The 22,005-nt window shown below is 63.4% G+C and carries 21 protein-coding genes; 3 read left to right on the top strand and 18 right to left on the bottom strand.

The window, feature by feature from the left end; genetic code table 11:
• Nucleotides 1-12: 12 nt before the first annotated feature.
• From FJ943_RS11410 to FJ943_RS11365, 10 genes are all read right to left on the bottom strand, one after another.
• Nucleotides 13-1,023 (bottom strand): ABC transporter substrate-binding protein, encoded by a 1,011-nt coding sequence (locus FJ943_RS11410; RefSeq protein WP_140721556.1) that lies wholly within the window; start codon nucleotides 1,021-1,023, stop codon nucleotides 13-15.
• A gap of 38 nt (nucleotides 1,024-1,061) precedes the next feature.
• On the bottom strand, nucleotides 1,062-1,877 hold the full coding sequence (locus FJ943_RS11405; RefSeq protein ID WP_140713533.1) for an ABC transporter permease: 816 nt from the start codon (nucleotides 1,875-1,877) through the stop codon (nucleotides 1,062-1,064).
• A complete protein-coding gene (locus tag FJ943_RS11400) occupies nucleotides 1,874-2,704 on the bottom strand; it encodes an ABC transporter ATP-binding protein (protein ID WP_140721554.1) in 831 nt (276 codons plus the stop codon). Before FJ943_RS11400 ends, FJ943_RS11405 begins: the two co-directional genes overlap by 4 nt.
• A gap of 60 nt (nucleotides 2,705-2,764) precedes the next feature.
• Complete coding sequence (gene fhmpcd1 / locus FJ943_RS11395; RefSeq protein WP_140721551.1) at nucleotides 2,765-3,694, bottom strand: 5-formyl-3-hydroxy-2-methylpyridine 4-carboxylate 5-dehydrogenase; 930 nt, start codon at nucleotides 3,692-3,694, stop codon at nucleotides 2,765-2,767.
• Nucleotides 3,694-5,331, bottom strand: coding sequence for a choline dehydrogenase (locus tag FJ943_RS11390; RefSeq protein ID WP_140721938.1), 1,638 nt, complete (start codon nucleotides 5,329-5,331; stop codon nucleotides 3,694-3,696). Before FJ943_RS11390 ends, fhmpcd1 begins: the two co-directional genes overlap by 1 nt.
• 104 nt (nucleotides 5,332-5,435) lie before the next feature.
• A complete protein-coding gene (locus FJ943_RS11385; protein WP_140665230.1) occupies nucleotides 5,436-6,158 on the bottom strand; it encodes a class II aldolase/adducin family protein in 723 nt (240 codons plus the stop codon).
• A 73-nt stretch (nucleotides 6,159-6,231) separates the two neighbouring features.
• Nucleotides 6,232-6,690 (bottom strand): YbhB/YbcL family Raf kinase inhibitor-like protein, encoded by a 459-nt coding sequence (locus tag FJ943_RS11380; protein WP_015315976.1) that lies wholly within the window; start codon nucleotides 6,688-6,690, stop codon nucleotides 6,232-6,234.
• A 30-nt stretch (nucleotides 6,691-6,720) separates the two neighbouring features.
• Nucleotides 6,721-7,311, bottom strand: a complete 591-nt coding sequence (locus tag FJ943_RS11375) for an amino acid synthesis family protein (protein ID WP_041163678.1) — start codon at nucleotides 7,309-7,311, stop codon at nucleotides 6,721-6,723.
• 67 nt (nucleotides 7,312-7,378) lie between these two features.
• On the bottom strand, nucleotides 7,379-8,518 hold the full coding sequence (locus tag FJ943_RS11370; RefSeq protein WP_140721548.1) for an NAD(P)/FAD-dependent oxidoreductase: 1,140 nt from the start codon (nucleotides 8,516-8,518) through the stop codon (nucleotides 7,379-7,381).
• A gap of 44 nt (nucleotides 8,519-8,562) precedes the next feature.
• Nucleotides 8,563-9,399: an alpha/beta hydrolase gene (locus tag FJ943_RS11365; RefSeq protein ID WP_140721545.1), complete on the bottom strand. Its 837-nt coding sequence runs from the start codon at nucleotides 9,397-9,399 to the stop codon at nucleotides 8,563-8,565.
• A gap of 169 nt (nucleotides 9,400-9,568) precedes the next feature.
• On the opposite strand from FJ943_RS11365, the gene FJ943_RS11360 reads away from it, so the two are divergent.
• The 3 genes from FJ943_RS11360 (at nucleotide 9,569) to FJ943_RS11350 (ending at nucleotide 13,391) form a co-directional block, all read left to right on the top strand.
• On the top strand, nucleotides 9,569-10,240 hold the full coding sequence (locus FJ943_RS11360; RefSeq protein ID WP_140617621.1) for a GntR family transcriptional regulator: 672 nt from the start codon (nucleotides 9,569-9,571) through the stop codon (nucleotides 10,238-10,240).
• A gap of 147 nt (nucleotides 10,241-10,387) precedes the next feature.
• The gene (locus tag FJ943_RS11355; protein WP_140721542.1) at nucleotides 10,388-11,935 is read left to right on the top strand and encodes a GMC family oxidoreductase; all 1,548 of its coding nucleotides are present in this window, start codon (nucleotides 10,388-10,390) and stop codon (nucleotides 11,933-11,935) included.
• A 145-nt stretch (nucleotides 11,936-12,080) separates the two neighbouring features.
• Entirely contained in the window at nucleotides 12,081-13,391 is a 1,311-nt protein-coding gene (locus FJ943_RS11350; protein WP_140721539.1) for a divalent metal cation transporter, read from the top strand.
• A gap of 94 nt (nucleotides 13,392-13,485) precedes the next feature.
• Here FJ943_RS11350 and FJ943_RS11345 read toward each other — a convergent pair whose 3' ends face one another.
• From FJ943_RS11345 to FJ943_RS11305, 8 genes are all read right to left on the bottom strand, one after another.
• Entirely contained in the window at nucleotides 13,486-14,031 is a 546-nt protein-coding gene (locus FJ943_RS11345; protein WP_140721536.1) for an invasion associated locus B family protein, read from the bottom strand.
• Between the two features lie 68 nt (nucleotides 14,032-14,099).
• Nucleotides 14,100-14,531, bottom strand: a complete 432-nt coding sequence (locus tag FJ943_RS11340) for a DUF4189 domain-containing protein (protein WP_246671856.1) — start codon at nucleotides 14,529-14,531, stop codon at nucleotides 14,100-14,102.
• A gap of 76 nt (nucleotides 14,532-14,607) precedes the next feature.
• A complete protein-coding gene (locus tag FJ943_RS11335) occupies nucleotides 14,608-15,297 on the bottom strand; it encodes a hypothetical protein (RefSeq protein WP_181174536.1) in 690 nt (229 codons plus the stop codon).
• A 13-nt stretch (nucleotides 15,298-15,310) separates the two neighbouring features.
• Nucleotides 15,311-15,859 (bottom strand): invasion associated locus B family protein, encoded by a 549-nt coding sequence (locus tag FJ943_RS11330; RefSeq protein ID WP_140617616.1) that lies wholly within the window; start codon nucleotides 15,857-15,859, stop codon nucleotides 15,311-15,313.
• A gap of 92 nt (nucleotides 15,860-15,951) precedes the next feature.
• Entirely contained in the window at nucleotides 15,952-20,370 is a 4,419-nt protein-coding gene (locus FJ943_RS11325) for a YadA-like family protein (protein ID WP_140721533.1), read from the bottom strand.
• A 197-nt stretch (nucleotides 20,371-20,567) separates the two neighbouring features.
• Nucleotides 20,568-20,987 carry an AraC family transcriptional regulator gene (locus FJ943_RS11320; protein ID WP_015315964.1) on the bottom strand — a complete coding sequence of 140 codons (420 nt, stop codon included), beginning with the start codon at nucleotides 20,985-20,987 and terminating at the stop codon, nucleotides 20,568-20,570.
• 478 nt (nucleotides 20,988-21,465) lie between these two features.
• A complete protein-coding gene (locus FJ943_RS11310; RefSeq protein WP_140721530.1) occupies nucleotides 21,466-21,672 on the bottom strand; it encodes a hypothetical protein in 207 nt (68 codons plus the stop codon).
• 39 nt (nucleotides 21,673-21,711) lie between these two features.
• On the bottom strand, nucleotides 21,712-21,906 hold the full coding sequence (locus tag FJ943_RS11305) for a hypothetical protein (RefSeq protein ID WP_140721527.1): 195 nt from the start codon (nucleotides 21,904-21,906) through the stop codon (nucleotides 21,712-21,714).
• Nucleotides 21,907-22,005 lie beyond the last annotated feature (99 nt).

Genomic DNA, 22,005 nt, shown 5'->3' with positions numbered 1-22,005 from the left:
GGCCATCGTGCCCTATTCCTTCGCCAGGAACTTGTCGGTGAAGACGTCGTCGGCCGACAGCGCGGCTTTAAGCACGCCCTGGTCGGTGAGCGTCTTCAGCGTTTCCTCCCACTGCGTCTTCGTCATCCAGCCGAGGCCGTGATCCTTGGTGTCGGGGCTGGTGAAGGTGGAGGCGATGTCGGCGTTGATCTGCGCCAGCAGCACATCCTTCTTGTCGGCATAGCCTGGAGCAGCCTTGGCAGTGATCTCGGCGGCTTCTTCCGGATGGGCGACAACATAGTCGAAGGCTTCCCTGTAGGCCTTGACGAAACGGGCGACGACGTCCGGCTTGTCCTTGATCATTGTCTCCGAGGTGAACAGGCCGGAGCCATAAGCCTTCCAGCCATGGTCGGCGCCCATCATGATGCTGAGCGAACCGGGACCGCCCGCCTTGGCTTCCAGTTCGGGAACCTCGGCGTCGACATAGCCGACCACCGTCTGGACCCGGCCGAGAAGCAGATAGCTTTCATAGGGCGGCGAGACGCTGTTCAGCGTCATGTCCTTTTCGGTCAGGCCGTTGGCCGCCAGGAAGCCCTTGAAAAAGATGTAGGTCGAGCCCGCTGGATGAATGCCGATGGTCAGGCCCTTGAGATCGGCCGGCTTGGTGAGCTTCACCGTCTTGGCGAGCGACATGATTGCCAGCGGCGAGTGCTGGTTGACGGCTGCCACCGCCACCACCGGAACGCTCTGCGAGCGGGCCACGGCGAGCGTGGGAAGATCGCCGAAACCGAAATCCGCGTTCCCGTTGCCCACCAGCCGCATGGCATCCGGCGAACCCGAACCCTTGCGGATTTCGGCGACATCGATGTCGTTCTTGGCGAAGAAGCCTTTTTCCTTGCCGACGAAGAACATGGCGTGGTTGCCGCGCACCACCCAATCGAGTTGGACGGTGATCTTGTCAGCGGCCAGCGTCGCGTTCGAGAAGCCAAGCGCGCCGGCAAAGGCCGCAAGCGTGGCTACCTTGATAAGTGAGCGTCTCAGCATTTTTGTTCCCTTTTATTGACGGTGGTTGATCGAGAGGCCTAGGCCTGGCTGAATTTCGGTGCCCATGGCACCACGATGCGTTCGAGGATTTCGGCGGCGTAGTAGAAGGCGATGCCGAGCACGGAGACGAGCAGCAGCGCCGCGAAGACCAGCGCGGTGTCGAGCTGGGTCGAGGCGAACTGGATGACGTAGCCTAAGCCGTCCGAGGCACCGGCGAATTCGCCGACGATGGCGCCGATCACGCTCAGCGTGGCCGCGATCTTGGTTCCCGCCATCAGGTTCGGCAGCGAATGCGGAACGCGGATCCTGAACAGGATCTGCGTCGGGCTGGCGCCGACCGAATTCATCAGCGACAGCAGCGAGCGGTCGACCGACTGCATGCCGGCCAGCATCGACAATGTCACCGGAAAGAAGGCGATAACCAGGATCAGGCCGATCTTGGGCGCGAGCCCATAGCCGAACCAGAGAATGAAGATCGGCGCCAGCGCCACCTTCGGCACGTTCTGGAACAGCACCACCAGCGGATAAAGCGCCCGGCCCAGCCAGTCGAAGCGCACGATGATCAGCGCAATGGCGACGCCGACAACGACGGAGACAAGGAACCCGAACAGGATCTCGCCTGCCGTCACCAGTGTCGCCTGCATCAGCGTAGCCCATTGCGCGACCAGCGATTGCGCGATTTCGGACGGGGCGGGAATGATGAAGGCGGAGATGGCGAAAATTCGCACCACGGCTTCCCATACGACGATCGTCGCCAGCAAAAGTATGACCGCCGGCAGCCAGCTGCCGGTCGCGGCCACCCAGCCGGACGCAAGCCGCGCGTCGAGGGGATTGGTGATGGGTTGATCGCTCATGACGCGCCTCCCGGTTGGTGGCTGGCGCGCAGCATCGTGCGCAGTTGAACCACCAGCCTGACGAACTCCGGATCTTCCGTCACCGACAGATCGCGCGGATAGGGCAGGCCAATATCGAGGCTCTCGGTGATCCGGCCGGGCTTGATCCCCAGCACATGAACATGGCGAGACAAATGAATGGCCTCGTCGATGGAGTGGGTGACAAGAACGATGGTCTTGCCGGTGCGCTGCCAGATCTCCAGCAGCGACTGACCCATCTGGTCGCGGGTAATGGCGTCGAGCGCGCCGAACGGTTCATCCATCAGCAGCACCGCCGGATCGAGCGCCAGCGCCCGCGCGATGGCGACGCGCTGGCGCATGCCGCCCGACAATTCGTTCGGTCGCTTGTGGGCGCTGTCGCCCAGGCCCACCAGCTCAAGCATCTCCTGTCCGCGCGTCCGTAGTTGCGCGCGCGAAAGCGACTTGTCGGCGATACCGAGCAGCATGGAAGCGTTGTCGACGGCGTTCTTCCACGGCAAAAGGTTGGCGTCCTGGAAGACGAGGCCGATCATGCGTTTGCGCGCCGCCTCGACCGGCGAAAGCCCGGCGATCGAAACGCTGCCGCTTGTCGGATTTACAAGTCCGGCCAGAACCTTCAGCAAGGTGCTCTTGCCGCAGCCGGAAGGACCAATGAGAGAAACAAACGATCCCTTCGGTACCGAAAGATCGATGTTCTGCAGAACCAATTGCTTGGCCATGACCACCGAAACGCCCTTGGCGGAGATCAGGTCGTCGTGACGTATATGGGCCGGCCGGCCACCGGCTGCCCGGATGATTTCAACACGCATGGCTTGGCCCTCCATGCGGTGCCCCAACCCGACCGGCCTTGTGAGCACGATGTGTCATGGCTACTCCCGGCCCTCCAGGATGCGACGCACCGCGACGAGCTTGCGCGCCCGTTCGCCTTGCAGCGCCTTTGTCTGCTCGGGCGTGTAGGAGAACATGCCCTCCCCCGATTTGATGCCGAGCTTCGACGCGTTCGTCTTTTCCAGCACCATCGGCGCGACATCGTCGCGATTGGAGAGATCGGCGTTGAGGAAGGACGAGACGGACTTGTAGATATCGAGGCCCGCCATATCGAGCAGCGCCATCGGCCCGATGACCGCGATCTTGTAGCCGATGCCCCACGAGACGCAGGTGTCGAGATCTTCCGGCTCGATGACACCGCGCTCGACAAGGTCGACCGCCTCGCGCAGCAACGCATAGAGCACGCGGTTTTCGACGAAGCCCGGAACATCCTTCTTCACCACCACCGGCAAGAGGCCGATCGAGCGGATCAGGTCGCGAATCGTCGTCACGATATGCGGCGCGGTCTTTTCGCCTGCGATCACCTCGATCATCGGGATGATGTGCGGCGGGTTCGACCAGTGCATGCCCACCATCCGCTCGGGATGGGAGATGTGCGCCTGCAGCTTGGTGATCGGGATGCCCGACGTGTCGGACGCGACGATCGTGTCCGATGCGATCAGGCTGTCGATCGTGCGATAGACATCGGCCTTGATCGAAATGTTTTCAGGAACGTTCTCGATGACGAGGTCGGCGCCCGATACCGCGTCTGCGATGTCATCCGTGAAGCGGACCGTTCCGGCGCCGGCCGGTGGCGCCGCGATACCCAGGGCGTCGAGAACGCTCTCGGCCACGCCCAGCATGGACCCCGCGCGCTCGATCGCAGCCGGGGCAACGTCGTAGGCGACGACCTGCAGGCCGCCCCTGGCGAGCCGGGCGGCCATGCCAGGCCCCATCGTACCCAGACCGATGATGGCGATACGCTGGATCATTATGCTGCCCTGCTTTGCGTTGCCGCTTTTGATGCCGCGATGAGATCGGCGGCTTTCTCGGCAATCATGATCACCGCCGCGTTGATGTTTCCGCAGACCAGGTCGGGCATGACGGAAGCGTCCACCACCCTCAGGCCGTCGACGCCACGAAGCCGCAAGTGCGGGTCGACGACCGAGGCCGCGTCGGCGCCCATCCGGCAGGTTCCCGCCGGGTGATGCACGGTGATGGACGTCTTGCGGATATGCTCATCGATCTCGTCGTCGCTCTGGCATTTCGGGCCAGGGAAAAACTCCGCCTCGATGAAGGGCTGCATGGAGGGCTGCGACGCGAGGTCCCTCGCCACTCGGAAGCCGGCCCGAAGCGACTGCCAGTCCTTCGGCGAGGCGAGGAAATTCTGGTGGATCAGTGGCGCCGCGAAAGGATCGGCCGAGCCCAATTTCACCGCGCCCCGGCTTTCAGGCTGCGTCGCCACGATCCGTGTGGCGAACCCGTCCGGAAATGGCGCCTTGAACGGCTCGAAATACGGCCACGCGGCGAGCGGGGCGGCCGTGAACAGCAGTTGCACATCCGGCAACGGACGCTCCGGGCCGCTTTTCAGGAACGCGACGACCCCGCCGGGCACATCTCCCGAGAAACCACGTCCCGTGAAGTAGGTCTTGGCGAAATCGAACCCAATCCGGTCGGCACGCATGTTGCGAAGGAAAGGGCCGCCCGGCCCCCGGCGCCGGTACATGAGAATGACCGATACGTGATCCTGCAGGTTCTTGCCGACCGCCGGCAGGTTGACCCGCGTCTGGATACCGTGCGTCGCGAGCTCCTCTGGCGCCCCTATGCCGGACAGCATCAGAAGTTGCGGCGTGTTGATGACGCCGCCCGAGAGCAGGACTTCCTTGCGGGCGACGACCGACCGTTGGCCGCCGCCATGGTTCACAACCACGCCGGTGGCGCGCGTGCCCTCCAGCGTGATCTTCGTCGCCGTCGCTCCGGTCAGGACGGTCAAATTGGGTCGCTTCAGGGCCGGCCGCAGATAGGCGGACGCGGTCGAACTGCGCCGACCGTTCGAGATCGTCATCTGGAGCCGGCCGAAACCTTCCTGCCGCTCACCATTGTAATCGTCCGTCTGTGGATATCCCGCCTGCACGCTGGCCTGCGCAAACGCGTCGATCAGCGGGTCCTTGTAACGGCAGAACTGGGTGCTGACAGGACCATTGCCGCCGCGAAAGTGGTTCGCGCCTCCTTCCCAGCTCTCCTGCTTGCGGAAATAGGGCAGCACCTTGTCGTACGACCAGTCATGGAGCCCGCTGGCCGCCCAACGATCGTAATCGCCGCGATTTCCCCGCACATAGGCCATGGCGTTGGTCGACGACGACCCGCCAATCACCTTGCCGCGGGCGCACTCGACCCTGCGTCCGCCGACATTGTCTTCCGGTTCGCAGAAATACATCCAGTCGTGGCGACGCTCGGTCAGGATCTTGCCCCAGCCAAGCGGGATGTGGATCATGGGGTCGCGATCCCAGCCGCCGGCCTCGAGCAGCAGCACCGAACATCCGGGGTCGGCGCTCAGCCGGTTGGCGAGCACGCAACCGGCCGATCCGGCCCCAACGATGACGTAGTCGTAACTTTCCGCGTGCGGCATGGTGCGTTTCATTGCCTTGGTCCGGCGCTCCTGCGCCAGGGAACTATTGAAACCGAGCCTGGACCGTCCCGGCCAGGACTAGGTATTCCTCTAGGCGGCCGGCACTAGGCCAGGCCGGCCTCTCTCAGACGCTGCGACCAGTGATTCCATCCTCGATCGATCTGGGCGCCGACGAGTTTTCCTGCCGTCTTTATCTCGCCCGGCGACAGATATTTGATGTTGCCGATCCGCAGGCCGGCCGTGAGCGCTGCCGCTTCCTGCTCGAGATAGAAGGCCCGGAAGACGACCTCACGCACGGAGTTGCCGACATTGACGACGCCATGCCGCGCCATGAGCACCACTGTCTGGTTGCCGAGACTTTCGGCGATATCAGCGCAGATCCGGGGGCTGCCGCCGAAGAGATCCGTCTCGTCGCCATTCTTGTCGCGAATCTCGTAGACCGGGACTTTCTCGCCGATGAAAGCTCCCATGTGGGTGACCGGCCGAAGCGGCGTATCGACGAAGCAGTACGGCAGGACAGCCGGAGAATGAGTGTGGAGCACACACTGGACGTCGGGCCGCGCCTTGTAGATCTCGCTGTGGATGTAGCGCTCAAGATAGGACGGGCGATTGTCCGACGTCTCGCCGTCGAGATTGAAACGCTGGATGTCGTCGACGGTTATCAGGCTCGGAGCAAGCTTCTGGGCCAGGAAGAAGCTTTGGGGATCCTGGGGGTCACGGGCACTGATGTGCCCGAACGTATCCATGATGCCTTCGTTCAGAAGGATCTTCGTCGCCGTGACCAGCTCTTCGAAGACGGTCTGGTGTGCTGGGCTGTTGTCTTTCATTTCCAAATTCTCCCATTGCGCGGCGCTGGCGACCATTTTTATTCTTAGTTATCGGTCGCCGGCGTCGCGGATTTCACTTGTTTTCGTAGAGGCCAACGATCCGGTTTTGCTCGATGATGTTCCCGGCATATTTCTGCAGGAACTCCTCCCTGGTAGGCGTCCCTTCGACCTTGGTGTCCAGGGCATAGACCCAGAAGTAATAGTGATGTTCTCCATGGCCTGCGGGCGGCTGGGGCCCGTAATACTGCTTGCCGCCGGCGCCGTTTGGGCCGACGCGAAACTTCTCCTGCGCATCCGAAAGATCGGTGGTCGACGGATCGATGCCGTAGACGACCCAATGCGTGAAGCCGTTGGGCAAGGGCGCGTCGGGATCATGGCAGATGACCGCGAGTTCCTTCGTGCCCGCGGGGACGCCGCTGACCGTAAGCCTGGGCAACACATTGCCTTTGTCGCCGGCATGCTCGTCGCGCAACTTCCCGAGCGGCTTGAAATCCGCCGACGTAATCTTGAGGTCCTTGATGTTCAGGGGCATGGAATTCGTCCTTCGCCAATTTCGATCGAACTAGACACCGGCCTTGAGGTCGGCGACGGATTTGCCCCCGACGCGCTGATGAACGCGCGGACCCGATGCGACGGCCACGCAGATCAAAAGCTCATCGGGGCGCGGGCCATCCGGCACCGAAAACGTGACGGCATCATAGTGGGAACGGATGTAGAGCTCGTCCTTGTGGGCAAGCGGGATATCGATGGATGTGCCGGCCGCGGCGACCTTGCTGACCGACGAGATCCAGGCCTTGCCGCCGCCCACTTGCTGACGCAGCGGATCTCCGAACACCGTGGTGATGCAGGCGACGACATGTTCCTGCTCGCCGGATGTGCCCGCGATGCCGCCCTTGCCATAGCTTTCGACCGGCCTGTTGCCGAGCAGCGCCACCGCCCGCTCGCCGAGCGCATGACCGATGGCTGAACTGGGATTGGTCAGGTCGGACAGTTCGGCGACGAACTTTCCGGCGAACGGATTGCGTATGACCACGCCAGTCGCGACTTTGACGAGGGTCTCGCCAGGCTGGCCGCCATCATGCCGGCTTTCCTGGACCGAGGCGTACCAACCCCTGACATCGTAGTCCCGTTCGACTTCACTGGAATAGTTCATCTTCGTCTCCTGAAGGGAGCGCAGCTTGCGCGCGCGCCGATTAATTCGTTGAGCGGCTCGCCCGATGCTACTGCGGCCATGAGAAGACGCCGCGCAGCGGGTCGTAGCGGGCTGCTTCCAATGCCGCCGGCGTGAACATGTTTCCCTTCGAGAGCGAGCGGTTCGCCGCATAGTCGCCGGACAGGGCCTGGCAGCGATCGGTGATGGGGCGAATGCGCTTTTCCCACGCGACGAGCGCGTCCTCGACCGAAGAGCCAGTCTCCAAATCCTGCGACAGGCTGAAGGCATTGACCATCGCGCAACCGGCGCCCTGGGCAAGAGCCGGACACATCGCATGCGCGGCATCTCCCACCAGGGCGACCTTGCCTCTTGTCCAGCTGTCAAGCTTGGTCGTTTCGTATTTGTCGTACCTGGCTGTTTTCAGCTTCGCCGCCTCGATCAGGCACGGCTCCAGGAAAGGGAACATCTCGACCCAGACCTCGAGATCGATCGGCACCTGCGACCCCCGCGGATCGGCGGCTGGAGCCATGAGGCCGAGGTAAAGCTCATTCTCGTTGCAGGGTGAGTAGAGGATCCGCTGAACGCGCGGCCAGAAGTTCCACATGTCTATGGTGTTGTCCCACTCGCCGTGACCGAGTTCCTTCTTCTTGCGAGGCACGATCAGCCGGATGAGACCGTCCTTGGAGACCCATCGGTCCTGCTTGAAGCCAATGGAGTCCCTGACCTTGGACCCAACACCGTCGGCGCCAACGATCAGGTCGGCTTCGAGAACCTCTCCCGTCTGAAGCGTCAGGCGACCTTCCGGATCGGCGGCAACCGCTTCGGAGTTGACCGATACGTCGACACCCAGCGCGCGGGCGCGGTTGACCAGGGCATCATGCAGGTGGCTCCGGGTCATGATGCGCCAGGGGAGACCGTTGAACGTCTCCTTGGAAACCGACTTGTTATGCATCCAGGTCTCGTAGGTCGGGGGCGTGTGCGAACCTTGGAGAACATCATCCAGGGCGCCCAGTCCTTCGAGCACGCGAAGGCCATTGTGCCAGAGATAGATGCCCGCGCCGAATGCCCGCAGCTCCGAGCTCTTTTCGTGCAGCCTGACATCCCAACCGTTCTGCCTCAGAGCGATGGCGGCGGTCAGACCAGCAAAGCCGCCGCCAGCGACCTCGGCACGGCGCGCCTTACCCTGGGTTTTGTTTACATTGGCCATTTTCTATCCTGATGCTGCGTACAAGAAGACGGCGTGCTGGGCCGTCAGGCGTCGATGAAATTCGTGATCGCTTTCAGCGTGATCTCGGGAGATACCTCGTTTACGTAGTGGTCGGCGCCCGGAACGACGACCACGGGCAGATCGGGCCGCAGCCGGCTTGTTTTCGCCAGCGCCGCCGCCGAAACCAATTTGCTCGCCTCGCCCCGAACGATGAGGACGGGCTTCGCCACATCCCGATAGGCGGGCACCAGGTCTGATCGCAGGCCCTTGGCCGTCTCGGCCATGGCCGTGGGCGATGCCAATGGCCGCAGCCCGCCGTCGACCCGCTGATAGCCGCTCTCGGCCCGGATCCTGATGGCGTCGGCGGGAATGTTCGGATAGCGGCCTGCAAGATAGGCTTCGACGGCCTTGATATCCTCGAAAAGCTGGCTTCCCGCGTTCACCCGGGCTTCAAGCGCATCCAACGCTTCGGTCTCGATATAGGGCGTGAAGTCGATTGCGATGACCGACCGCACCAGATCTGGATGTCGCACGGCGGCCGTGACGGAGTTTCTCGCGCCAAGCGAATGTCCGACGAGGATGGCAGGACCTCGGTCGAGGGTATGGATCAAGCCGGCGATGTCGTCGGCGTAGTCATTCGCCTCGTAACCGCCTTCCGGCTTGTCGCTGTGGCCGTGCCCCCTCTGGTCAACGGCCACGGTCGTGAGGCGATCCGAGAGCCGAGCTATCAAGGGCGTGAAGACCGCGGAATTGGAGGTAATGCCATGGAAAAACAGCATCAACGGGCCGTTGCCGGCCTCGCGCACATTCAAGGTGATGCGGCCGGTGTCGATGCGTCGCGAGCCAAATTGGTCGGAAGCTGTCCCTGCCGCAATGTTCATGATCCTCACCGTCACTGCCCGTCTCGGTCAAAAGGATCATACAGCCAGAAGGACGTCAAGCAGATTGTCTGACATTCTTGCAATCTTCAGATTTGACAATCTGGCTATTTTCCACGGCGTGACGTATGCTGGTTAGGAGATTGCGACTCAAACCGATGAGACGTTAGAAATGCCTCCAGATTTGAATTTGCGAATTTCCCCACGAACAGTTCAACGGGAGACCGTCGACAAGTTACGGCTCGCCATCTTCTCCGGGTTGTTCCAGCCGGGAAGCCGCCTCATCGAAAGTCAGCTGTGCACACAGCTCGGAATCAGTCGCCCTTCGCTAAGGGAGGCTTTGCGCAGTCTCGAGGCCGAGCGCCTGATCGAGATCGTCCCCAACCGCGGGCCATCGATACCGTCGCTTACGTGGGAAGTGGCAACCGCAATCTACGAGGTTCGAGAGCTGTTGGAAGTCGAGGCAGCGGGACGCTGCGCGTCGAGAATTTCCCCGGAGCAGTTGCTTGAACTCGAGAAATCTCTTTCCGCGTTCGAAGCGGCGGCGTCCAGCAATGACAGCCTGGCACAGGTCATGACCGCCGCGGACTTCTATTCGATCATACTGGCCAATTGCGGCAACCCGATCCTTGAGGAGGTCCATCGTGGCCTTGTGGCCAGGATCAGCTTCTTTCGCGGACGATCGATGTCCTTGGATGGCAGGGCACAGAGCAGCCTGGCGGAGATGAAGGAGATATACGAATCCATCGCCGCCGGCGACGAGAAGGCCGCCCGCAAGGCCTCCAAAAATCACCTGTTGAAGGCCAAAGCGGCAGCGAAGATGTCCATGGACAGCGCGATTTGAGTTTTTCGAAAGACAGTTGCTCCGCCTGAAACCCGAAGCCTTTGACGATGTCGCGGATCGACTGTCCGCGCACGGCTCGATGCGTAGGCCACCTCGTGCCGGCGCCAAACTTGCCGACCAAATACGCAAGCGTCAGATGGAGTGATGATGAGCTGGGCGAATTTTGAGCGCGAACGGGATGCCGATATCGTCATCGTCGGCGGCGGGTCGGCTGGCGCATTGCTTGCGGCGCGACTGAGTGAAAAGCCGGACAGCCGCGTTCTGCTGATCGAGGCAGGCGAAGAAGCGGTGGATCCCGACATCTGGAACCCCGCCGCATGGCCGGCACTTCAGGGCCGTGGCTACGATTGGGACTATCGCACGGAGCCGCAAGCCGGGACCGCTGGCCGGGTGCATCGCTGGGCGCGCGGGCGGGTGGTCGGCGGCTCGAGTTGCCTGCACGCGATGGGTTACATGCGTGGTCATCCCCGGGACTTCCAGGCATGGGTCGACGCGACCGGCGATAACAGATGGAGCTGGGATGAATTGCTGCCCGCCTTTCGGGCTATGGAGGATCACCCGCTCGGCGGCAACGGCCTTTACGGCAAGGGCGGGCCGATGCCCGTCCATTTGCCGGCCGACGAGGTCAGTCCGGTCGCGCGCGCGTTTATCGAAGCCGGCGCTTCGCTCGGCCTGCCGCGTCTTGAAGGGCACAACAGCGGGGAGATGATCGGCGTCACCCCAAACTCCTTGAACATTCGCGATGGGCTGCGGGTTACGGTGGCGGACGCCTGGCTCACGCCGGCTGTTCGAGGCCGCGAGAACCTGACCATCCTCACGGGATCGCGAGTGCGGCGGCTTAACCTGGCGAGCAATCGGGTCCGCGGCCTCGAAATCGTGGGGCGACAGGGTCCGGTCGAAATCCTCGCGGATCAAATTGTCCTTTGCGCCGGCGCGCTGGAAAGTCCGGCTTTGCTGATGCGCTCGGGCATCGGTCCGCACGACATGCTCGATACCGCCGGCGTTGGCTGCTTGATCGATATGCCGGAAGTCGGTCGAAACCTTCAGGATCACCTGCTTGGCGCCGGCAACCTTTATGCGGCTCGCAGGCCCGTTCCTCCATCGCGCCTCCAGCACTCGGAATCGATGGCCTATATGCGCGCCGGCGGGTTCACCGGTACCGGTCAGCCCGAAATTGTCGTTGGTTGCGGCATCGCGCCCATCGTGTCGGAACGCTTTCAGGCGCCTTCCGCCGGCACGGCATATTCGCTGCTGTTCGGGATCACCCATCCGATGAGCCGCGGCAGCGTGCGCATAAGCGGGCCGGAGCTCGATGATCGGTTGATCATCGACCCCGCATATTTGCAAAGCGGCCGGGACCGTGCGCTGTTTCGCCAGGCGCTCGAGGCAGCCCGGACGATCGGACATCGGGATGAACTCGCCGGCTGGCGCGAGCGCGAACTCCTGCCAGGCAGCCTGAACAGCGCGGCTGACATGGACGACTTCATCGCGCAGTCGGTCATCACGCATCATCATCCCTGTGGCACTTGCAGGATGGGCAAGGACCCGGACGCCGTCGTCGATGCGGATCTGCGGCTGAAGGCGCTCGACAATCTTTTTGTCGTCGACGCGTCGATCATGCCCAGTCTCACCGCGGGACCTATACACGCCGCGGTTCTCGCGATCGCCGAGACCTTCGCTCGATCGCGCGCCTGAGAAATAGCATATCGCCGGCAAAGCAAGCACGACCTGGCGACACGGCACCAACGGCGTTTCAGCGATAGCTAACGGAACCGAATGGCGATCGCCGAATTTTGCTTCAGGCGGATTACGGAAGGGACCCCGTATTTGGAGCACCTGCATGAGCAACATAAGCGCCGAAGTCTCTGAGAAACAGAGCAATCTTCGGGCAAAAGGGCCATTCCAGCGGCTGCTGCGCACAATCGGGCCTGGTTTCATCACAGGCGCTTCGGACGACGATCCTTCGGGCATCGGCACCTACAGCCAGGCGGGCGCCCAGTTGGGGTTCAATGTCGGCTGGACGATGGTCTTCACCTTTCCGCTCATGGTCGCGATCCAGGAGATAGCAGCGCGAATAGGCCGGACGACAGGTCGAGGTATTTCCGGCAACCTCGCACGGCACTACCCGTCTCCGCTGATGTATTTTGTAGCCTTGCTTTTGTTCGCCGCCAACGTGATCAACATCGGGGCGGACCTGAGCGCGATGGCTGATGCATTGTGGTTGCTGGTGGGCGGCCCAAGCTCGCTTTACGTCGTTGCGTTCGGCGTGGCATGCGTTTTGGCGATCGTCTTCCTCGACTACAGCCGCTACGTCACGGTCCTGAAATGGACAACGCTGAGCCTCTTTGCCTACGTGGTGGCCGCGTTTCTGGCTGATATCCCATGGGGCGAGGCACTCAAGGGAATCGTCGTTCCGCATGTCGAATGGAGCCGGGCGTTCTTCACGACGCTTCTGGCCATACTCGGCACCACGATTTCTCCCTACCTGTTCTTCTGGCAAGCATCGCAAGAGGTCGAAGAGGAGAAGATCGACCCGAAGGCCAAGCCTTTGAAATGGGCACCCTGGCAGGCGCCGCGAGCGTTCCAGCGCATTCGCGCCGACACCCTGGTGGGTATGGCTTTTTCGAACCTGATCGCCATTGCAATCATCGTCACGACGGCCGCCACCCTGCACAAGGCCGGGGTGACCGACATCAATTCCTCCACCGACGCAGCCAAGGCCCTGGAGCCGGTCGCGGGCAAATTCGCCTTTGTGATTTTTGCGATGGGGATTATCGGCACCGGCCTTCTCGCCGTGCCGGTTCTCGCCGGCTCGGCCGCTTTCGCCGTGGGCGAGGCGCGCCGCTGGCCAGTGGGGCTGGAGCGCAAGCCGAAGCAAGCGATGGCATTCTATGCGACCTTGGCCGCCGCCGTGGTGCTGGGAATGGGGATCATGCTGACGCCGATCGATCCCATCAAGGCGCTTTACTGGAGCGCCGTCATCAACGGCATATGCGCGGTCCCCGTAATGGTCGTCATGATGCTGATGACCGGGCGTTCCGAAATCATGGGCGAATTCCCCGTCGAGGGCTGGCTGCGCTTTCTCGGCTGGCTCGCGACGACTGCGATGGGATTGTCGGTTATCGGTCTCGCGCTGCAATGGGCCTTTTGAAATGACCCGACCGGGTCAGGCTCCGGTATGACGCTGAGCGCCCGCAGGGGAAGAAGACCTTGGCATCCGCCGGCAGTCGCGTACGGCACCCTCGTCAACGTGCGCTCAGCGCGACCATGCGATCGAGGGCGGCGCCAAGGCCTTTCAGCGACACCGGAAAACTCAGCTTGGTGTCGGCCGCGGTGGTGACGTCGAGTTTCAGCTCGGTCCCCGCCTTGAGCTTCTGCATCAGCGCCCGGTCGATCGGAAACAGCGCCACGCAGCCGTTCGGCAGGCAGGTCCTGAACTTCAACGGCCCGACGGGCGGCTGGTCGTCGATCTGGGGCGTCACGCCGGGCTCGAACAGGATGCCGAAGGGCAGCAGCAAGGTTCCAAACAGCCCGCCCTTCTGCCCCACGCGCAGTTCCACGGCCAGAAGCCTCTGGCCGTTTTTCTGCGTCTGGTCCTGCGTGACCGTGCAGACCCGGGCATTGTCCTGCATGCCGCAGGCCAGCTGCCAGTCCTGATAGGTTTCCTGGAGCGACGATGCGCCATTGGGAAGCGAAGCCTGCTGCTGTTGCGCGAAAACGGCCGGCACCGAAGCGGCGAAGGCAGCCGCGCAGATGACGGCTGCCTTCGGGAAAAGCTGTCTACGAACCAATGAATGCTGCCTTCTCTTGGGTGCCGGGCAAATGCCCGAAGTAGCGGCTCGAGGACCCGTGTTTATCGTCACGTACAGACCCATTCACGGATCTTGCATTGGGTCCCCCCTGCCTCGCAGGCTTGCAGGGCGAGATCCTCCGCTTCCCGGCGGGTCTCGGCGGAGTTCACGCCCCACGGGGTGAACCGGTGCTCCACTTTGTCTGCCACGGCGAGCGCGCCGCAATGCTTGTAGGGAAATCCGGTCTTATCATCGTCCGTCCAATGACGGTGATTGCGGAACACGGTAACGACGTTGCAGGCCTTTCCACCGGCATTCTCGCAATATTTCTGCGCTATGTCCTTCGCTTCCTGCCGCTTGTCGGCGCCCCAGAAGAAGCCGTATTTGGTATCGGTCTGGGAGTAGGCGATTGCCGCCCAGATGCCTTTCTCCTCCTGCGGTGGCTCGGACGGCTCCACCAGATCGGCCGAGACGACCTGCCCGCTCCACAGCAAGGCCATGCACAAGACTGTCAAACGTCGCGATTTCATGGTCCGCAATCCTTTCCAGGGCGCCTCGCCCATTCGCCTGACATTCTCACTTGGCCGCCGATGCGATGGAAATCACCACGCACGTGTTGCCGGTCGGCAGCACAAGGGCTTCGCCCGTGTTGCCGCCAAGCTCGTAGACTTCGACCTGTCCGAGATGATCCGTGATCTTGCTGCCTTGCGGAAGCGCGGACGTGACGTCGGCGCAGGGGCTGGCGAACGGCGCCACCCGCACCATGGTGCCTTCGCAACCCGTGGCGGTGGGCGAAGCAAAAACGATGCCGGCGGCCGGCCCGCTGTAGTGCTCGGTCGCATAGTCCAGGCCGACAAGCGCCTGCACGGCGTGCTTGTCGGCGGCCTGGTCGCTCCACAGCGACTTGACGCTGTATTTCGAGCCGGTCGTCAAGAGCTGTCCGAGCACTGGATAGACGGTCGAGCAGGCCTGCACGCCGGATTGCTTGACGTGTTGGAGGAAGGGCGAGTCCGGCAGCGCGGGCGGCGCCGTGCCGGCCTGAGCGGCCGTCGGCGTGCCGACGAGACCGGCGATCGCGGCATAGTTCGCTGCGGCGAAGCCGATGCCCATCATGGCCAGCCCCAGCGCACACAAACCGATGACGCGCGGCCAACGCCGCGGCGGCTCGACGGTCCTCTTGCGGTCCGGCTCGACGGTCCTTTTGCGATCCGGCTCGACGGTCGGGTTGCTGCGCGTCGCGGAGATGAACGGGTCTTGGTGGCTCACGGTGCTGCCTCGGTTATTTGACTGGCGCAAGGGCCTCGGACAGCCCCTTGAGCGTTGCGGTGACGGTAACGGTCTGGCCATCGACGGTCGGGTAGGAAATCGCCGGCGTCGCCTTCTGCGCTATCTCCTGGCGCATCAGAGGTCCCACCGGCAGCATGCCGACACAGACCATTTCGTTGCAGCCGTTCAAATGCACGTCGATGGATTCGGCGCGCCCCTCGAACTTCAGCGATACCAGCCCATCGCTCCTGGCGTTCGGCGCGGTGCGCAGGATCATGTAGGGTTTGCCGTCCTGGGTGGCGGCGAGCGACCAGCTGAACGCCATCTTGCCCGCCCCGTCCTCGATCACCTGCGAGACGTTGCAGACCTTCTTGCGCGCCTTGAGGTTCTCGTCGCAGATCAGCGTCCAGTTCTCGAAGGGGCGGATGGTGCGCTGGTATTGTCCGAGCTTCACGTCCGGCGGCACGACCACGTCGGAGGGCTTGACCCTATAGGGCGAAGCCGTCTGCGCGGCAGCCGGCGCCAGCCCGCCGGCAAGCGCCAGGCAGGTCAGGAATGCCATGGCTAGTCCGGGAAAACCAAACGGGTTTCCCGGATTCGAGCCTGGCCTGACATGGCCGGTTCGCCTGTTCATTCCCGCCCCAGGTCCCCGCCTCAGTTCAAGGTGAAGCTCAGCCCGGCGCCGACACCGACATTTCCACCCGCCGCCGTGCCGGACACATTGCCACGGATGCGGCCGTCCTCGCTGGTGTAGCCCGCGCCGAAGGCAAAGGCGCTCGAGTCCCGCCAGAAGCCACCGCCCGCCGCCACGCTCAGCTTGCCGGGACGGTCGTCGTAGCGGAGCGAGGCTGCCGCCAGACCGATTGCCGCCGCCTGCCGTGCTTCGTCCCGGATGCCGCTGATGTCGGAATTGAGCTGGCTGAACTTCTGGTCGGTATAAGTGTTGGCTTGTTGCAACGTCGTGACAGCCACCTGGTCGGTATAGGTCTTGCTCTGAGCCAGGTTCAGGTTCAGCTGGTTGACGTTGACCGCGTCGGTGCCGGCAACGCCGGGGCCGACATTGGAGATGACGACAGGCGCATTCGGATCGCCGCCCTGCAGCGTGATCTTGTTGATTTTGGTCGTCGATCCGTCCGGATTGGTGACGGTGTCGTACTGCACGGTGTTTTGGACGGTGCCGCCGATGCCGCCGATCGTTTTGGTAAGGTCTTCGATCGCTGTGTTGGTGGCGTAGAGCTGCGAGCCGTTGATCGCATCGGTGCTGTCGGAAGAAACGCGTCCGGCGGCGACATTGGTGATCGTCCTCTCCGCGCCGGCATCGCCGACGCTGACGGTGCCGTCCGGGGTCGTGCCGGCAAAGGCGTAGGTCTTGCCGTTGATGACCGTGTTGGACGTGCCGACGGCGGTCTGCGACACCGAGCCGGAGCCGAGCGCCACATCGCTGGCATTGTTGGCCTGCGCGCCCTGGCCGAGCGCCACGGCGCCCTGCCCGGTGGCCGTCGAACCATGGCCCGCGGCCAGGCTGTCGGTGCCGCTCGCCACGCTCTCCGGCCCGATCGCCACCGCGTCGGTGCCGCCGGCAAGGCTGTCGGCCAGCGTCGAATTGGCATGGAAATATTTGATGCCGCCGCCATTGTTGATGGTGGTGAGCGCATTGTTGACGGCGGTGAAGCCGTCATAGACCGTCGAGTAGTTGTTGCCCTGGATGTTGTAGGTCGGCCCGGTGATCGAGCCGTCGGGATTGACCGTGGTGCCGCCGCCGAACAGGTTGGAAACGTTTTGTGAGACACCGCGCAACTGCGAGACGTTGACGCCGTCCGTATCAGCCGAACCCGCCGCGACATTGGTGAGCTTGCGCTCCGCCCCGGCGGCACCGAAGGACACTTCGCCGGCCGATGTCTGCGCGGCGCCGAGGGCAAAGGCTGTGTAGCCGGCCTGCGCGCCGACCGTGGTGATGGACGACGCGCCCAGCGCCACGCTGTTGGCGAAGGTGCTTTGGGCGCCGGCGCCCAGTGCGATGGATTGCACGCCGGCGGCGGTGGAGTCGGTGCCGAGCGCGATGCCGTCGGCCAGCATCACATGGGCGTTCTGCCCGATGGCGGTGCCGCCGGGTGCCGTCTGGTCGACGACGGCTCCATTGCCGATGCCGACGCCATTGTCGCCATTGACGACCGTGGTCGGGCCAACCGCGACCGATTCCGCTCCGACCGCCAGCGAGTCGCCGGCTGTCGAATTGGCATGGAAATATTTCGTCGAGGTGGCGGAGACCGCCGCGATCGCTCCCGCCAGCTGGCGCACAGTCACGGCGTCCTGGTCCTGCGTGCCGTCGGCCACGTTGGTGATCTGCCGGTAGGCCGTGGCGGTACCAACCGACACGGCGCCGAGCAGCGTCTTGTCGGTGGTGTTGTACTGGATGAAGTTGGACGGGCCGGCCGCGATCTGCCCGGAAGCCGGAGCGATCGCGCGGTCAGAGACCGAACCTTGACCGAGCGCCACGCTGCCGTCGATGCTGGCCGCGCTGTCGCGGCCGAGCGCAAGCGCGCTGACGCCGGTCGCGGTCGCCTGGTAGCCGACTGCGGTGGAACCGACGCCTTGCGCGAAGGAATCGGTCTGCGCCAGGCCGGTCTCGTTGGTGCGTGCATAGCGGATGCCCTCGCCATTGGCGTTGGTGTAGATCGCCGAGGTGTCGCCGGCGATGTTGTTGATCGTGTTGCCGAGATTGGTGATGTTGCCGCCGATATTGGCGATGTCGGTCGTGTTCTGCGTCACCTGCTGGTTTGTGGCGAAGAGCTGCGAGCCGTTGACGGCATCGGTCGAACCGCCGTTCAACTGTCCGGCGGCGACGTTCTGGATCTGGCGCTCGGCGCCGGCCGAGCCGACCGAGAAGGCGCCCGCCGGCGTGCCGCCGGCGAAGGTGTAGTTGACGCCGCCGATCGTCGTGCCGCCGACATTGGTCGTGGCGCCCGACGTCGAATTCAGGCCGATCGCGACGTCGCCGGCATTGTTGGCCACCGCGTTCGGGCCGACAGCGACGGAATCGGCTCCCAGCGCCTGCGAATCCGCCAGCGTCGAGTTGGCGTGGAAATACTTGATGCCGCCGCCGACATTGATGTTGTTGACGACGGCGCCGATGGCGTCGACCGCCTGGTTGGTGGCGGCGAGCTGCGAGCCGTTGATCGCGTCAGTCGAGAGCGCGCTGATCCGCCCCGCAGCCAGGTTGGTGATGGTGCGTTCCGCGCCCGGCGCGCCGATGCTGACCGTCGAGGTCGGGTTGGTGCCCTGGAAGGCATAGGTCGTGCCGTTGACCACCCCACTGGCGGTGCCGACCGCCACGGCGGTCACCGAGCCCGAGCCCAGCGCCACGTCGCCCGAGCTTGCCGCCGCCGAGGCGCCGTTGCCCAGCGCGACATTGCCGACGAAACCGGCGGCGCCCGCGGTGGAGCCGTTGCCCAGCGCGACGGAGCCTTGCCCGATCGCCTTGTTGTTGTTGCCGATGGCGACGGCGCCATTGGCCATATTGGCTCCGGTCGCGGTCGCCGTGCCGTCGCTGTTGGCGCTGTTGTTGGCGCCGCCGGTGAAGGCGCCGCTGCCGCTGGCGAAGCTCGGATCGCCGATGGCGACCGCGCCGTCGCCAAAGGCGGTGTTGTTCGCACCGATCGAGACGGCTTGGCCGCCGGTCGCCACGGCGTTGGTACCCATGGCAACCGCGTTGGTGGAACTGGCCGCGGCATTGTTGCCGATGGCGATGGCGCTCGTAGCCGACGCCGCGGCGCCGATGCCAAGTGCGGTGCTGGCAACCCCGCTGGCGTTGGAGCTGACGCCGGCAGCGAGGGAATTGTCTCCCGTAGCCTTGGATCCTGTCCCGTACGAGGAGGCGTTTGTGCCACTCGCAACAGCCTGGCGTCCGGTGGCTGTGGAATTGTCGCCGCTGGCGTTGGTACCGGCGCCTACGGCAACCGATAAAATACCACCGGAACTTGCATTGTTGCCGAGCGCAAGGCCCGAGGTCGCGGTGCTGGCAACGATTGCGCCCGAGCCTATCGCAACAGCACCACCGGCTGCAAGCGCCTGCGCTTGGTTACCCATGGCGACCCCGAAGGCTCCCGATGCAACCGTGCTGGCGCCGACGGCGACCGAGTTAGTTGCCGATGCCGCGGCTGTGACGCCCATCGCTATGGCGGACGTGCCCGTTGCCTTGCTTTGGCGCCCGATCGCAGTGGAGTCAACCTGAGACGCCAGTACGTCCGTGCCAATGGCGATGGCGCTTTCCTGAAGGGCGCCCCCTCCCGCAACAGTTCGGTTGCCAAGATTGACGGCATTGATCGCGGTCGCGGTCGCCTGGAAGCCGATGGCGATGGCGTTCTGATTGCTTGCGACGGCGCTATTACCTTGGGCAAGCGAATCCAGCCCGGACGCTGTTGCCCCAAACCCGAGCGCGGTGGCGCGCAGCCCGGTCGCCCGGGTAACGTAGCCGATCGCCGTCGAGTTCAATCCGTCGGCACGCGCGTTCAGGCCAAAGGCGGCCGCGCCTGCGGCTGCAACCGAGTTGACGCCAATCGAGCTTGCTCCGTCCCCGTTGGCATGGGCGTTCCCGCCCAAAGCGAGGGCGTTGACGCCGGTCGCGCCCGCGAACACGCCTATGCCTATGGAATTGAGGCCATTGACACTCATCGCATAGCCGATGGCGATCGTAGCGTCGCCCGTTGCACTGTTGGAGGTGCCCAACGCCGTGCTGTTATTGCCATTCGCCGTCGCGCCGTTACCGATGGCGACGGCGTTGCCGCCTGTCGCCGACCCGCCACCGGCCTGATATTGCGCCAGGGCCGGCGTTGCAGCCATGCCGATCGCGAAGGCGCCCAGCATCGCGGCCGGCGCCCCGCCGACGCCCAGCGTTCCCAGCCCCAGGCGCTTGCGTCCCATACCCAGCGCGCGATGAGCCATGCGCAGCACCGCCATCAAACGACGACGAATTGAGCGGGAACGGGGATCGGTGCCGGCGATCCAGTTGCCGGCGAAATGCGCCGCGCGACGCTGCACAACAGGCGAGCCGCTCGAAATCTGATTGTCGGTCATGGTGCCCTCTCCGCTGGCCGGCATGGAATCGTCTGACAATTCCAGTCCACGGCAGGAAGACATGATTCCTGCTTGCCGTATTTCACGAAATTGCTGTCTTGTGAGAAAAGACCCGAGCATATAGGCGGAGGTTAACAGCTCGTTACCTTAGCAACTGCTTTAAAACCAAGTAATCAAGCAACGGTGTGGGCGACGCTTCATCTAATCTTGGCGTTAAGCTTTCCTACCCGCGCCTGCAATGGGGTCACTTGCCGGTATTTCTTCATCACGGTGGTAAAATGGCTCTGGCTTGAAAATCCGCTGGAATGGGCGATGTCGGCGATCGTCATGCGGCTGTCGGCAAGCAGCCTTTCGGCGAGGTCCAGCCGCAGGTCGAGAACATATTGATGCGGCGGCACGCCGAACGTCCTGGCAAACGCCCGCACGAAATGAGAAGGCGACAACCCGCACACCGCAGCCATCTCGGCAAGCGCCAGCTTGCGGGTGAAGTTCTCGTGCAGGAAGTCTTGCACCTTGCGTGCGGCGCGGGGAGAAAGCCCGCCTTTTGCAGTGAGCGCCGGCTGCCGCGCCGAATTGATTCGAGAAACTGACCCGGGGAAACCATCATCGCCCGGCATTCTTCGGCCTCCTGATAAGTTCCAGATAAAGTTCAACCCGAGGCCTCCCTGGCCGTTCCCGCGAAAAACAATTCGTGATTGCTCGACGCGGGCCGGCGTCGTCGTGAGGCCCGTTCATGTGAGCGATCCGTCCGGACGGCGAACGATGCGCAGGCTGCATGGGCGCAAGCACGATCCCTGCGGAGTACTCCTTGGCTAGGAATGTCTGCGAGCCGGGCCCGCAAACGGAATAAATCACGCTTCCTTGCGCTGTGGCCCTGCGCGGACCTGCACTTTCAGGAATGATGTCCAGGACGTATCGAGCTGCTCGCTTCCGATCGATGCCTCGGGAAATGCCGCTTTCCCGTGCCTCGTCCGCATTTTTCATTCGCACTGCCTCAGCCGTCCGACGACGCCTCAAATCCCCTTCCCGGCCCCGAAGACAGCGTAACGCAGCCATCTTCGCTTGGGAAGAACTCCCACGTGCAAAGAAAAATCTTTATTCGAGAAAAGAAACAAGGAATGGCGGCGAATGGGAGTTGCCGAGCGTTTCATTTTCGCTCGGCACGAGGTCTTCGCCATCCAGGAGTTCGCCAATCGGTGCTGACACGCCCGGTCGCGCGATTTCTGTATTCTCGTCAACCGCTGACGGCAGGTGCCTGGCGCAGCCTGCGCTGATTGATGGCTTGCCCGCGAGGTCGAGCATGGGAGCCGCCGTTCGGAGCCGGTGATTGGCAGTCCGCTGCTACAGATCACCGCGCCGGTTCTCGTACAGATCCCAGGCGAGTTCTACGAAAGCCAGAAGAATATCGTCCCGCTTCCAGCCGGCCGCCACCGCGGCCTGCACGATCTCATTGACGAGAGGCAGCAACTGGTCCTGGCAATCGGCCGGCGCATCGCCGTCGCCCATTGGTGGCCCCTCGAAGTTGAACGTCATCATTCGGCGCCCCCCTCGCCATCAACCGAAGTGTTACATCGCTAATTTCATTCCCTCTGATATACAATGGATGCGGTACCAAAGTACAGGAAGCCTCGATGA

Origin of the sequence: Mesorhizobium sp. B2-3-10 (assembly GCF_006442275.1) — a bacterium.
Classification (GTDB): Bacteria; Pseudomonadota; Alphaproteobacteria; order Rhizobiales; family Rhizobiaceae; genus Mesorhizobium; species Mesorhizobium australicum.
This window is presented reverse-complemented; position numbering and strand designations above follow the sequence as displayed.